This is a genomic window from Chryseobacterium herbae, from assembly GCF_025154075.1.
Classification (GTDB): domain Bacteria; phylum Bacteroidota; class Bacteroidia; order Flavobacteriales; family Weeksellaceae; genus Chryseobacterium; species Chryseobacterium herbae.
Map to the genome: position 1 here is coordinate 614,738 of NZ_JAOAMU010000002.1, position 13,937 is coordinate 628,674.

The window sequence follows — 13,937 nt, forward strand, 5'->3', positions numbered from 1 at the left end:
TCATGTTAAAGACCATTATAAAAAGACCCGTACTGGCAACGGTTATCTCCGTGTTGCTCGTTATTCTGGGTATCGTCGGTATGATCAGTCTGCCAATTACTAAATTCCCTGATATTGCTCCTCCTACCGTCATGGTAACCGCAGTGTATCCGGGAGCCAATGCAGAAACGATCGCGAGATCCGTAGCACCCCCTTTGGAAAATGCCATCAACGGGGTGGAAAATATGGATTATATTACATCCACAGCCAGTAACGACGGTACTTTGAATGTTACCGTAATCTTTAAACTGGGAACGGATCCGGATCAGGCTGCCATTAATGTTCAGAACAGAGTAGCACAGGTAACCAACCAGCTTCCTGCAGAAGTTATTCAGGCCGGAATTACAACGGTGAAGAGGCAGAACAGTATGACGGCAATAATCTCATTGACCAGCAAGGATGGTGCAATGGATGATCTCTTCCTTGAAAACTACGCAAAAATTAATGTTGTTCCCGAATTGAAGAGGGTAAAAGGAGTAGGAGATGCCATGGTATACGGAAACAAGGATTACTCCATGAGAGTATGGCTTGATCCCAATAAGCTGACTTCTTACAACCTTACCCCTTCAGATGTTTCGCGGGCGATCCAGACTCAGAACCTTGAGGCGGCACCGGGAAGATTCGGGGAAAGAAGTAAGGAAGCCATGGAATATGTTCTTCGTTATAAAGGGAAATTCACTGAACCTGAGCAATATGAAAATATTACGATTAAAGCACTGAGCGACGGTTCTGTTTTAAAATTAAAAGATGTTGCCAAAGTAGAATTCGGGGCGTATAGCTATACCGTTTCTTCTAATTTCAACAAAAAACCGTCGGTGACGATGGCTATTTTCCAGATGGCGGGATCCAATGCCAACGAGGTACAGATCGCCCTTCAGGAAAGAATGAAGGAACTTGAAAAATCCTTCCCGGAAGGAATGGCCTATGAAATTCCGTATGCGACGAAAGAAGCTTTGGACCAATCCATCGATCAGGTGATTCATACTTTGATTGAGGCATTTATCCTGGTATTCATCGTGGTGTATATCTTCCTGCAGGATTTCCGTTCAACACTGATCCCGGCGATTGCAGTGCCGGTATCGATTGTGGGAACGTTCTTCTTTATGAATTTGTTTGGGTTTTCTATTAATATCCTGACGTTGTTTGCCCTGGTACTGGCCATTGGTATTGTGGTGGATGACGCCATTGTCGTCGTGGAAGCAGTCCATGCTAAAATGGAACATAAAAAGCTTAACCCAAGGGCTGCGACCATGTCGGCGATGAGTGAGATCACAGGAGCTATTGTTTCCATTACCCTGATTATGTCTGCAGTATTCGTTCCGGTAGCTTTCATGAGTGGTTCTACAGGATTATTTTACCAGCAGTTTGCCTTGACATTAGCCATTGCGATTGTCATTTCAGCGATTAATGCATTGACATTGAGTCCGGCTTTGTGTGCTATATTTTTAAAGCAACATCATCCGGAAACGCATGAGAAAATGAATTTCAAAGACCGCTTCTTTGCCGGTTTTAATGCCAGTTTTAATAAACTGACCTTCCGTTATGGAAAAGCGATTCTGTTTTTATTAAAGAGAAAATGGGTAGGAGCGATCATCATCTTAGGATTTGGTGGACTGTTTGTATGGATGTCTATGACGACACCTAAAGGATTTATTCCTGATGAAGACCAGAGTTTTATCATCGTAACGGCCAATCTTGCGCCGGGAGCTTCGAAAGACAGAACGACCAAAGTAGTTTCTGATACGGAAGACCTGCTGATGAAAAATCCAGCGGTGGATAAAGTGATTTCGGTAGACGGATTAAACCTGTTCAGTGGATCGATGTCATCTTCTGCGGCTTCTATTTTCGTTAAACTGAAAAAAACGGAAGAAAGAGGGAATGTAAAGAATATCAATGACATCATCGGCCAGTTTCAGGGAGGACTTTCTCAGGATAAAAGAGCGAATTTCCTTGTGATCAATACGCCTACAGTAGATGGTTTTGGAAATACCAGCGGTATGGAACTTGTGCTACAGGACCGTACGAACGGTGACCTTCAGAATTTAGGAAACATTTCTTACGGAATGATGGGTGCCCTGATGCAGAGACCGGAAGTGGCAGTAGCATTTACAACCTTTGATGTAACCTATCCGCAGTTTGAAGTGCTGGTAGATGAAGTGAAAGCAGCTCAGCTTGGCGTTAATGTTTCTGATGTATTGGGCGTGATGCAGGGCTATTACGGAAGTATTCAGTCTTCGGATTTCAACAGATTCGGGAAATATTACAGAGTACTGGTTCAGTCTACTCCGGAAATGAGAGAAAATAAAGAATCTCTGAACGGGATCTTCGTTAAAAATAATTCAGGCGAAATGGTTCCTATAAATACGCTGGTAAGCTTAAAACAGGTGACAGGAGCAGAAGTGGTAGACCGTTTCAACCTGTTCAATTCTTCAAATTTAACGGTAATGCCGGCTCCTGGATTCAGCACGGGACAGGCGATGGCCGCTATTGATGAGGTGAGCAAGCAGGTGCTTCCTCCTGGATATACGTATGATTACAAAGGAATGAGCCGCGAAGAAGTAAGTGCAGGTTCACAGTCGGTGATGATCTTCGGGTTGTGTATTGTGTTTGTATTCTTCCTTCTATCGGCGCAGTATGAAAGTTATGTACTTCCGTTTGCTGTACTGATCGCGATTCCTGTAGGTTTATCAGGCGTATTTGTAGGAATTACCATGGCAGATCTTTCCAATAATATTTATGTTCAGATTGCTTTGGTGATGTTGATTGGTCTCTTAGCGAAAAACGGGATTCTGATTGTAGAATTTGCCATTCAGCGTAGAAGAGCAGGGAAAAGCCTTATCGCTTCAGCAGTAGAAGGAGCCAAAGCCCGTTTACGTCCGATTCTGATGACGTCATTGGCATTTATTGCTGGACTTCTTCCATTGCTGTTTGTCATAGGACCTTCAGCGTTAGGAAACCATTCGATCGGATATGCCGCGGTTTCCGGGATGATCTTCGGAACTGTTTTAGGAATCTTCGTGGTTCCGGTACTTTTTGTGGTTTTCCAGGCTTTACATGAAAGAATGAGCGGAAAAGTAATAACGGAAGCCGACTGGGAATATTAATCCAAATGATTATTAAAATGAATTCAATTAAAAATATAGCATATATCGCATTGATCTCAGGAGTTGCCGTTTCGTGCAAAGTTCAGAAATTTGAGCAGCCTGAAGTGAAAATGCCTGAAGCTTTCAGAAATGACAGTATCGTTGCAGACACTCAGGAAAATATAGCAAAGACTAGCTACAAAGACTTTTTTAAAGACCCGGTGTTGGTCGGTCTTATCGATAAAGCCATTGCACAGAATAATAATTTTCTTGTGGCACTAAAACAGATAGAATACGCCTCCCTTGCTTATAACCAGAGCAAGTGGGGGAATGTTCCCACAATCAGTGCTACCGTTGGAAACGCGAGTATCAGCCGTCCTTCAGACAACAGTATGAATGGAATGATGGCCGGGCAGTTCATGGGAAGAAAGTATACGGAAGATTATACCACATCGGTCAACATTTCATGGGAAGCAGATATCTGGGGGAAAATCAGAGGAAGAAAAGAGCAGGCTCTGACAGAATATCTTAAAACAAAGGAAGCAGCAAAAGCGGTGAAAACCCAGCTCGTAGCTTCAGTGGTGCAGGGATATTACAACTTACTCATGCTGGATACTCAATTGCAGATCACAAAATCCAACCTGGAATATTCCGATACAACGTTGAAGTTTTTAACCAAGCAGCAGGAATTAGGGTTAACGACCGCTCTTGCCGTGCAGCAACAGGAAATTGTGAAAGATCAGATCTTGAAAACGGTTCCTGCCATTGAAAGTTCTATTGCGATTCAGGAAAATGCATTAAGTCTTTTGACGGGCTCAATGCCTGATAAAATTGAGCGAAGTGCAAGTCTGAATAATGTACAGTCACCGGACAGAATTGCAGCAGGAATTCCATCAGAGCTGTTAAGTTACAGACCTGATATTAAAACGGCTGAACTCGAAGTCAGAAAAAGTGCTGCTGCGATCCATGTGGCGAAAATGAGCATGTATCCTTCTCTGAATATTACCGCTCAGGGCGGATTGAATGCTTTTCAGGCCAGTCATTGGTTCAGTGTTCCCGGTTCGCTTTTCGGGATGGTGGCAGGAGCAATTGCACAGCCTATTTTAAACGGAAAACAATTAAAGACACAATACGAACAGTCTAAAGTGCTGGCAGATCAGGCTGAAATTAATTTCAAACAGTCCGTATTAAAAGCAGTTGGAGAAGTTTCTGATGCGCTGGTACAGATCCAGAAGTTGGAAGAACAACAGAAAATTGCAGAAGGATTAGCGGCGAAATCCGGTGAAGCGGTGAAAAAAGCTGATATTTTATTTAAATATAATTCAGCGACATATGTAGAAGTGATTATCGCGCAAAGCAATAAGCTTCAGGCAGAACTGGACCTTGCTTCCCTGAAAGCCCAACGGTTAAATGCCATTACTTCTCTGTACAGAGCGGTTGGCGGCGGCTGGCAGTAAAGTAAAATGAAACCTGCTTCGTCTATAAGGATGCAGCAGGTTTTTAAACTAAATCATTATGAAGAATACAAATATACATGAGGGTATTATTCTTATTCCTGATTTCAGCGGGTTTACTGAATTTGTGTTCAATACAAAACTTTATACAGGAGAATATATTGTAAGACAACTACTATCTACACTGATCGATATGAATGATCAGTATTTTGAAATTTCAGAGATCGAGGGCGATGCCATTTTATTTTACCGATACGATGACAAACCGTCTTATCAAGTTATTTCAACGATGCTTTGGAAAATGCGGAATGCCTTTAACCAAAAGATAAAGGAACTGAGTAAAGAGCTCAGTATGTCCATAGACATGTCGCTGAAGTTCATTGTTCACTATGGGAAATTTTCGCAGTATACGATCGGAAGTTTTAAAAAACTGTATGGAAAAACGATAGTAGAGGCCCATCAGATGCTGAAAAATGAATTTGCCGAGCAGCCGTCATATGCACTGTTCAGTCATTCTTTTTTAGAAAACAGTGGAAACAGAGAATCAGAAATCAATACTCAGAAATATCATCTTCCGGAAGGTGGAATGATTCATTATTTTGAGAGTGTCAACTAGCATATCTATTTTTTAATCCTTGTAAATTTGCTATGCAGTGCCCGGGTGAGATCCGGGCATTTTTTGTGACCTGATATGATGTAAGTTAAAAATGATTTTATATCTTTGATACTATCAAATGATACTATCAAGTTTTGAAACCACCTTATACCATTACCGATAAAATCCTATCATTAGTTGCCTCCATCTCTGAAAAGATTGGAGAAATTAATGCTCATCATCTTTATAAGCCAACAATGGAGTTGCGTAAGAAGAACCGTATTAAAACGATCCAGTCTTCATTGGAAATTGAAGGAAATACCCTGACGGAGGAACAGATCACGGCATTACTTGATAATAAGCGAATCATTGCACCTTTAAAAGATATTCAGGAAGTACAGAATGCCATCGAAGTGTACGCCCGCTTAAAAGAGTTTAACCCTACCAGTATTAAAGACCTGGAAAAAGCTCATGCTGTTTTAATGAAAGATCTGATCGATAAGGCAGGAAAACTAAGGACTTCCAATGTAGGAATAGTAAAAGGTTCCAAAGTAGAACATATAGCGCCGACCGGATCAATAGTAAAAGGCTTAATGAATGATCTTTTGCGGTATGTGAAGGGAGATCCTGAACTTATACTGATAAAAAGCTGTGTATTTCACTATGAATTTGAATTTATCCATCCCTTTTTAGATGGTAACGGAAGAATGGGAAGATTATGGCAGACCTTGATTCTGATGCAGCAATATCCTGTATTTGAATATCTTCCGGTAGAAAGCCTTATTAAGAAAAATCAGGAGGAATATTACAATAAGCTTTCAGAATCTGATAAAAAAGGAAATTCTACCCCGTTTGTTGAATTTATGATGGGAATTATTTTAGAAGCTCTTCAAGAGGTTCTACAGTCTCAGAATACAAACCTAAATACAAAAGAAAGGATCCTGATTTTTAAAGAAAAGATGAAAGACGAAAGATTCAGCAGAAAAGATTATTTGCAACATTTCAAAAATATTTCGGCCCCCACAGCCAGCAGAGATTTAAAATGGGCCACAGAGCAGAAGATTTTAGAGAAATATGGAGAGCAGCGATTGACTGAGTATCAGTTCATAGGTTAAGATTAAGGTTAAGGTTAGGTGTGACTTATGCCTGGAATATTGAGGTAAGAATTGAGTATAAAAAAAAACTGAAAAGAAATAAATTATTATAACTAAATAGCATCTTCATTTAAAAAAAAATTTTTATCCAAAATACTATCCATAAACATCTGTGTACATCTGTGAAATCTGTGGTTAAAAAAATAAAAAAGCTATTTTAAACAAAAAAAGCAGATCCCATAGAACCTGCTTAGATATTTAAAATATATTAATAAAAATTACTTCAACGTAAACTTCACCTTCGTCTTAATCCCATCAGAAGAATTCCCGATCTGCGCCTCAAAATCACCCGGCTCAGCTGTCCATTCATGTTTATCTGCATCAAAATAGCTCAATGCCGTTTTATCAATCGTGAACGTCACTTCTTTCTGCTCACCAGGATTTAAATATACCTTTTCAAAACCTTTCAGTTCCTTTGCAGGACGCGGGACAGAAGCTTTGATATCGCTGATGTAAAGTTGTGCAACTTCAGCACCCGCTTTCTTCCCTGTATTTTTTACAGTCACGGTAAATGTAATCTTATCGTCCTGAGACATCACCGTTTTATCAGCAGAAGCCTTTCCAAACTCAAAGGTCGTGTAGCTTAATCCATGCCCGAAGCTGAATAAAGGCTTGATTTTCTTTGTGTCATGCCAACGGTATCCTACAAAAACACCTTCGTTATACGTAATATTGATAGGATTTTTCTGGTCTTTTCCTTTTCCGGCAGCCAGTTCGTCTTTTTGTCCGGGATATTCACCCAACTGATGTGCTGAATTATCTTCAAGTTTCACAGGGAAAGTAAACGGAAGTTTTCCTGACGGATTCGCATCACCAGCCAGAACAGAAGCGATGGAATTTCCAGCCTCAGAGCCAAGATACCACGACTGAATAACAGAAGGAACCTCTTTAATCCAAGGCATCGCCACAGCATTTCCGGAAACCAAAACTACTGCAAGATTTTTATTTGCTTTCGCTAATGCTGAAATCACGTTGTCCTGATTATAAGGAAGTCCGTAGCTTTTTCTATCGTTGCCTTCACTGTCCTGAAAGTCTGCTTTATTCAGGCCTCCCACGAAAATTACATAGTCGGATTTTTTGGCTAATTCTACAGCTTCGTTCAGTAATTCAGCTGCAGATCGGTCGTCTTTTAAGTTCTGTCCGGATTTTACGCCATTGTATTCTCCGCCGATGTCACCTACATAACCTCTCGCATACTGTACATCCGCCTGTTTTCCAAATCTGGATTTGATTCCGTCTAATGGAAGCGTTTCATATTTTACTTTTAAAGAAGAAGAACCACCACCAACAGTCATGATTTTGATAGCATTTTCACCGATAACGGCTATTTTTTTAGCTTTATTAAGTTCGATAGGAAGTACATTTCCCTGATTTTTCAGCAATACAATTCCTTCTTCTCCGATCTCTTTGGCTACCGCTTTATGTTCTTCAGAAGCAATATTCCCGAAAGGTTTGTTCCTGTTCATCGTAGTCTTGTAAGCTAAACGAAGTAATCTGGTTACTTTGTCGTCAAGTTCCTGTGTACCAACTTTTCCTGCTTTGATGAGGTCTAAATAAGGTTTTGCTAAATAATAGTTGTCGTAAGCATTTTTAGTTCCTGCAGAAAGTCCGTTGGTCCAGCTCCCGAATTCAAGATCCAGCCCGTTGTGGATGGCCTGCTCCGTATTGTTGACCGCTCCCCAGTCGGAAACGACAACTCCTTTATAACCCCATTCTTTCTTCAGAATGTCATTCAAGAGATATTGATTTTGACTGGCATATTGGTTTTTGTACATGTCATAGGCACCCATGATCGTCCAGGAATCACCTTCAGTGACCGCAGCTTTGAAAGGCGGAAGATAAATTTCATAAAGCGTTCTGTCATCAATATTGACATTGCTCGTATGGCGGAACATTTCCTGATTGTTTAAGGCAAAATGTTTCACAGAAGTCGCCACACCATTGGATTGCACCCCTTTGATGTAAGGAACCACCATTTTTGAAGTTAAATAAGGGTCTTCACCCATATATTCGAAGTTTCTACCGTTCAGGGGTGTTCTGTAGATATTGACACCGGGTCCCAGAAGGATATCTTTTTTTCTGTATCGGGCTTCTTCACCCAAAGCTTTTCCATAATTCCATGACATTTTTTTGTTCCATGTTGCAGAAAGTGCCGTCAGGGCAGGGTAGGCAATGATCGAGTCATTCGTCCATCCGGCCTGATCCCATTCGTCCCACATCACTTCCGGACGTACCCCATGAGGTCCATCTGTGGTCCAGAATTCAGGAATTCCCAGTCTTGGAACGCCGGGCGAACTGAACTTGGATTGCGCATGCAGCATAGCCACTTTTTCTTCCACGGTCATTCTCGAAAGAGCATCCTGAATACGCTGCTCCACAGGTTTTGATTCATCTAAATAAACGGGTTGAGTATGAGTCTGAGCCATATACGAAGCAGCAATAAAAGTGAATAAACTTACAATGGCGGTTTTCTTGAACATAAAATGCCTTTTTATTGATTAACAACAAAAGTAAGTAAAATTTTTATTATCTCAAATTGAGAAAATAAATTTTAGTCAATAAATGGTTGATTTTGGTTCGGGTTTCGTGTTCCGGGATATGTGAGTTGGTGAGTCGGAGAGTTTTAGGGTTTAAGAGTTGCGGGATACGAGTGTCGTGTTTCTTGTTTGAGAGTCGGAGAGTTTTAGAGTTGCGGGGTATAGGTTTCGGGTTCAGAGGTTGAGTGTTTGAAGTAGTGAAGGGAGAAAAAGATTTTATGAATGACAAATATCTGGCGGCTGAGGCTCCCGAAGCTACCAGTCCCGTCTCTCTTTATATGAAAAAATTATGGTATTTACCCCGCATTTCAAAACCCAAAACTCGCATCCCGCAACAAATTCATCATTCATCACCCATACTACCCATTGCTAATTACTCATCACACATTACTCATGCTCCTCCCATCCCTTCACCGCGCCTCCTTTGAAGATCTTTTCAGCTTTTTTAGCCACTTCATCAGATTGATAGGCTTTTACAAAGTTTTTCACTTTGTCGGAATTTTTATTGTCATGAGTAGCAACGATTACGTTGACGTATGGAGAATCTTTATCCTCGCTGAAAACGCCCTGTTTAGCTGGATCCAATCCTGCCTGTGATGCGAAATTGTTGTTGATAATAGCGATAACCACTTCCTTATCATCCAGTACTCTCGGCAGCTGCGGAGCTTCAATTTCTAAGATTTTCAACTGTTTTGGATTGTCAGTGATATCAGTGACTTTTGGAAGAAGTCCTACGCCTTCTTTTAATTTTAAAAGTCCGTTTTTTTGCAGAAGAAGGAGAGAACGTCCCTCATTGGTGGGGTCATTCGGAATAACGATTGTACTTCCGTTCTGAAGCTGGCTGATCGTTCTTATCTTCTTTGAATAGGCAACAATAGGATAGACAAAAGTATTTCCTACCACAGCCAGTTTGTAGCCTCTCTGCTTCGACTGTTCGTTCAGATAAGGCACGTGCTGGAAAGCATTAGCTTCAATATCTCCGTTGTTCAAAGCTTCATTTGGGACCACATAATCATTGAAGGGAATCAGCTCTACATCAAGATTGTATTTTTCCTTGGCTACTTTTTTAGCAGCTTCTGCAATTTCCAGTTCCGGGCCGTAAGTAATTCCTACCACGATGTGATTCGGGTCATCTTTCTTTCCTGAACATGCATTGAATACGAGAAGTCCGGCCGCTAAAAAGGCTATAGTTCTTATCTTTTTCATTAGATTTTTTATGATTTAAAGGTGGCTGAGGCACTCGAAGCCACCTTTTATTATTAGATTTATATTTTAAATTTCTGGGATTTTGACTTACCTATGATCAAATTTTTTCGCCAATCTGTCTCCAGCAAACTGTATGATAAACACCAATGCTACCAACAGCACTAATACCACATTCATAATCACAGCATCATAGCCGATGTATCCGTATTGATAACCAATCTGTCCCAATCCACCGGCTCCCAAAGCTCCACCCATTGCAGAATAACCCACCAAAGTGATCAGAGTGATCGCTGCATTGTTGATCAGGGAAGGAAGTGCTTCCGGAAGCAATACTTTCTGGATGATCTGTAAAGGTGACGCACCCAAAGCTCTGGCTGTTTCTATCAGACCATGCGGAACCTCGAGAAGGCTGTTTTCCACCAATCTGGCGATAAACGGAGCTGCTCCTACACTCAGCGGAACCAAAGCCGCATTCATACCAATGGACGTTCCTATAATCACCCTGGTGAAAGGAATCATCCAGACAATTAAAATAATAAAAGGAATAGACCGGAAAATATTAACCAGAATAGAGATTACTCTGTAATAAATTTTGTTTTCCAATAGCTGTCCTTTTCTTGTTAAAAACAGTAAAATTCCTACCGGAAGGCCTAAAACAAATCCAAAAAATCCTGAAACAAACGTCATATAAACTGTCTCCCAAAGTCCCTTTCCCAAAAGAGCAATTACCGAGTCACTAAGCATATCCTTTAACTGTATTTTGAATTTTATTCTGGTTAAAATAATAGATGGCCTTCTGGTTTTCCTCGGTTTCTCCCTGCAACTGAAGCAGAAGTTTTCCGAAGTTGGAGTTGCCGAGATATTCCACATCAGCTTTCAGAAGTCGGTAAGGTATTTTATATTGGTCGTAAAGCGTCGAAAGGAGTTTTTCAACACTGATATGTTCATTGAGTTCTATTTCAACCAGCGGAAATAAACCATCCTGTGGTTCTTTCTGTAGTTTTTTATTGAGTTCCTGAGGAATCGTCATGATGTCTGAATTTATAAATTGTCGGATCACCGGATTTTCTTTATCCGAGATGATCTCGCTTAATGTTCCTTTTGCTAATAATTTTCCTTTGTCGATAACAGCTACGTGATTGCAGACCGCTTTGATAACTTCCATTTCGTGCGTGATCAGCAGGATGGTAATGCCAAGCCTTTGATTGATATCCCTTAAAAGCTGCAGAATGGATTGTGTAGTCGCAGGATCCAGTGCGCTGGTAGCTTCGTCACAGAGAAGGAGATATGGATCATTTACGAGGGCCCTTGCAATCGCTACTCTCTGTTTTTGTCCGCCGGAAAGGCTTCTGGGATAATCGTTGGCTTTGTCTTCCAGTCCTACAATTTTCAGCAGTTCATTAACTTTTCTGTTGATCTCATCTTTACTGACATGATCCAGTTCCAGTGAAAGTGCTACATTATCAAAAACCGTTCTCGAAGAAAGCAGATTGAAATGCTGGAAGATCATTCCGATTTTTTTTCGTTCGGCAGCAAGCTGTTTTGAGCTTAACTGAATAAAATCCTTTCCGTTGATGATGATCTGGCCTTCATCAGGTCTTTCCAGAAGATTTACGGTACGGATCAGAGTGCTTTTTCCGGCTCCGGAAAACCCAATGATCCCTACAATATCTCCCTTTTCAACACTGAGGCTTACCTGATCCAGCGCTTTGAAAGACTGCTTTTTCTGGTGGAATGTCTTTGAAATGTTTTTGATCTCTATCATTTTTAATGTATAGTTTTAATTTTAAACAGGCTGATACGGTCGTACGGTCTTATTGACCAATCGCTTCAGTCTTCTTATTTTCACTTTTGAGCGTTTGGAAAGCCTGAAATACTTAGTGACATTGGTTAATAAAACGCCCAATAATATCACTGATAATCCGTACAGCTGACTTCCGTTAATAGTTTGTCCTGCTACGATCCAGCCTGCAAACACCGTAATGATAGGGTTGATGTAGGTATGTGTACTTACCAAAGCCGCAGGTTTTACAGAAAGCAGCCATATATAAGATAAATAAGCGACGATCGATCCGAAGAACACCAGAAACAGTACACCAGCCCATGCCGATGCAGGAACATTGGAGAATGAAAAACCGTGCCATTCTTGTCTGAATGATGCAATAATAAACGAAGCAACTCCTGCTGTGATCAGCTGTTGTGCAATATTCATAAAGGTAGACTGTGAAGCTGGATTTTTCTTTGAATATAAAGATCCTAATACCCAAGCCACTGAACTTAAAGCCAGTACAATGAAGGCTGTGATTCTAAGGTTTCCGTCTACTGCTGTATGGTGTACGTTGGAAACACTTCCGTTCAGGAATAATATTAAGCCTACAAAACCTATGATTAATCCAATTGGAATAAATTTATCGGAGAAATAATACTTCCAGTTTTTCTTATCAATTGCAATAAACCAGAACGGACCTGTTGCAATGGCAATCGCTGCTTCAGATGCAGATACATATTGTTCACCCCAGGCAACCAAACCTGTTCCGCCAGTAAGAATAAGTATTCCTGTGATGGCATTCTTTTTCCAGTTGATCAGGGAATTGGCTTTCTCACCCTTAGCAAACAGCCACCCGATCATCATCAGTCCAGCCGCTAAAAAGCGGAATCCGGAAAGAATAAAAGGAGGAAATCCTTTCAGACCAAATGAAATCGCGAGAAATGTAATTCCCCAAATGACGTAAATATTGATAAATGCCACCGGCACCAGCCAGCTGTTTTTAGAAGTGCTCATTCTGTATGTTTTTTGTGTGATGGGTAAAATAAAAAGGCCCTACAACGTGGTAAGGCCTCTGAAATATGTGATATAAAAGTAAGGTCAGCCACGGAATTTCTGATGCATAGGCATACAGTTGCACATCATCATAGTTTTGATGTTTTGTTTCTTAATGGATTGATGTTTAGATCCTTGTTTCATTTTATTTTCTTTTCCTGAATACGGTTGCAAATATAGGGCATATATTTTTATTAGTCCACTAAAAAGATAGACTTTTTAATTAATTTTATTTTAAAATCATTTAATATGTTGTTTTTCAATGAATTAATTTTGTCTGATTAATGATTGAAAGCCTGATATTTCATGGTCTTCGCGAAATAATATCAGTGAAAATTGGACTCTGTTTGATAAAACAGCACTGAAATTTTCTTGAGAATAAGAGATTTTGTAAGATAAAATTAAAGAGATTTACCGAAGTTATCATAGATCATTACTCAGTTTTACCAAAGAACCTAATTTTGAAATATTAATTTAAAACAATAAAAAAATGGAAAGAACAGAAATAGTTTTAGGAAATGTAAGAGGAGAAATCCAGCTTTTCTCAGATGATCAGAAAGCAGGAAAAATGGACATTTCAGTGATCGGAAAAAAATTAACCGTTTATCATACGGAAGTTAATCCTGAACACGAAGGAAAAGGTTTTGCCAAAATATTACTGGAAAGACTGGTTTCCTACGCAAGAGAAAATGATTTGAAAATCGTTCCGCTTTGTCCATACGTTCACTTACAATTCAAACGCCATCCGGATGAATACAATGATGTGTGGCTGAAAGAAGATTAAGAAATTGTATAGCTATTGATTGTCTGTGCAAACAAAATATTGGTTGCATTCACATAAAAAAAAGGGAATACACTATTCAATAGGAGCGGGCTTTAGCCCGCTTAAATTAGACGTGTAATAAATCGGCTTTAGCCAAAACCTAAAAAAACGAACAATATCATCCATCAAAAACATTTAACTTCTAATCTCTAATCTCTAATCTCTAATCTCTAATCTCTAATCTCTAATCTCTAATCTCTAATCTCTAATCTCTAATCTCTAATC

At 40.1% G+C, this 13,937-nt stretch carries 10 protein-coding genes; 5 read left to right on the forward strand and 5 right to left on the reverse strand.

Translation table 11 applies throughout. The features are described 5' to 3' along the window. The first annotated feature begins 2 nt into the window (after positions 1 to 2). The 4 genes from N0B48_RS08865 to N0B48_RS08880 all read left to right on the forward strand — a co-directional run bounded on the left by N0B48_RS08865 (position 3) and on the right by N0B48_RS08880 (position 6,286). A complete protein-coding gene (locus N0B48_RS08865; RefSeq protein ID WP_259838336.1) occupies positions 3 to 3,143 on the forward strand; it encodes an efflux RND transporter permease subunit in 3,141 nt (1,046 codons plus the stop codon). Positions 3,144 to 3,160: 17 nt separating this feature from the next. Next, complete coding sequence (locus N0B48_RS08870; protein ID WP_259838338.1) at positions 3,161 to 4,579, forward strand: efflux transporter outer membrane subunit; 1,419 nt, start codon at positions 3,161 to 3,163, stop codon at positions 4,577 to 4,579. Positions 4,580 to 4,637: 58 nt separating this feature from the next. Beyond that, positions 4,638 to 5,192: a DUF2652 domain-containing protein gene (locus tag N0B48_RS08875; protein ID WP_259838339.1), complete on the forward strand. Its 555-nt coding sequence runs from the start codon at positions 4,638 to 4,640 to the stop codon at positions 5,190 to 5,192. A gap of 134 nt (positions 5,193 to 5,326) precedes the next feature. Then, a complete protein-coding gene (locus N0B48_RS08880; protein ID WP_259838341.1) occupies positions 5,327 to 6,286 on the forward strand; it encodes a Fic family protein in 960 nt (319 codons plus the stop codon). A gap of 257 nt (positions 6,287 to 6,543) precedes the next feature. Here N0B48_RS08880 and N0B48_RS08885 read toward each other — a convergent pair whose 3' ends face one another. The 5 genes from N0B48_RS08885 to N0B48_RS08905 form a co-directional block, all read right to left on the reverse strand. Next, positions 6,544 to 8,805 carry a glycoside hydrolase family 3 C-terminal domain-containing protein gene (locus N0B48_RS08885; protein WP_259838344.1) on the reverse strand — a complete coding sequence of 754 codons (2,262 nt, stop codon included), beginning with the start codon at positions 8,803 to 8,805 and terminating at the stop codon, positions 6,544 to 6,546. Between the two features lie 444 nt (positions 8,806 to 9,249). After that, entirely contained in the window at positions 9,250 to 10,068 is an 819-nt protein-coding gene (gene metQ, locus N0B48_RS08890; protein WP_259838346.1) for a methionine ABC transporter substrate-binding lipoprotein MetQ, read from the reverse strand. 87 nt (positions 10,069 to 10,155) lie between these two features. Then, positions 10,156 to 10,812 carry a methionine ABC transporter permease MetI gene (gene metI, locus N0B48_RS08895; RefSeq protein WP_259838348.1) on the reverse strand — a complete coding sequence of 219 codons (657 nt, stop codon included), beginning with the start codon at positions 10,810 to 10,812 and terminating at the stop codon, positions 10,156 to 10,158. Further along, positions 10,805 to 11,833, reverse strand: a complete 1,029-nt coding sequence (locus N0B48_RS08900) for a methionine ABC transporter ATP-binding protein (RefSeq protein ID WP_259838350.1) — start codon at positions 11,831 to 11,833, stop codon at positions 10,805 to 10,807. The genes metI and N0B48_RS08900 overlap by 8 nt, the downstream gene beginning before the upstream one ends. 21 nt (positions 11,834 to 11,854) lie before the next feature. Then, the gene (locus tag N0B48_RS08905; protein ID WP_259838352.1) at positions 11,855 to 12,850 is read right to left on the reverse strand and encodes an EamA family transporter; all 996 of its coding nucleotides are present in this window, start codon (positions 12,848 to 12,850) and stop codon (positions 11,855 to 11,857) included. A gap of 529 nt (positions 12,851 to 13,379) precedes the next feature. Here N0B48_RS08905 and N0B48_RS08910 point away from each other — a divergent pair. Next, positions 13,380 to 13,673: a GNAT family N-acetyltransferase gene (locus tag N0B48_RS08910; RefSeq protein ID WP_034728021.1), complete on the forward strand. Its 294-nt coding sequence runs from the start codon at positions 13,380 to 13,382 to the stop codon at positions 13,671 to 13,673. Positions 13,674 to 13,937 lie beyond the last annotated feature (264 nt).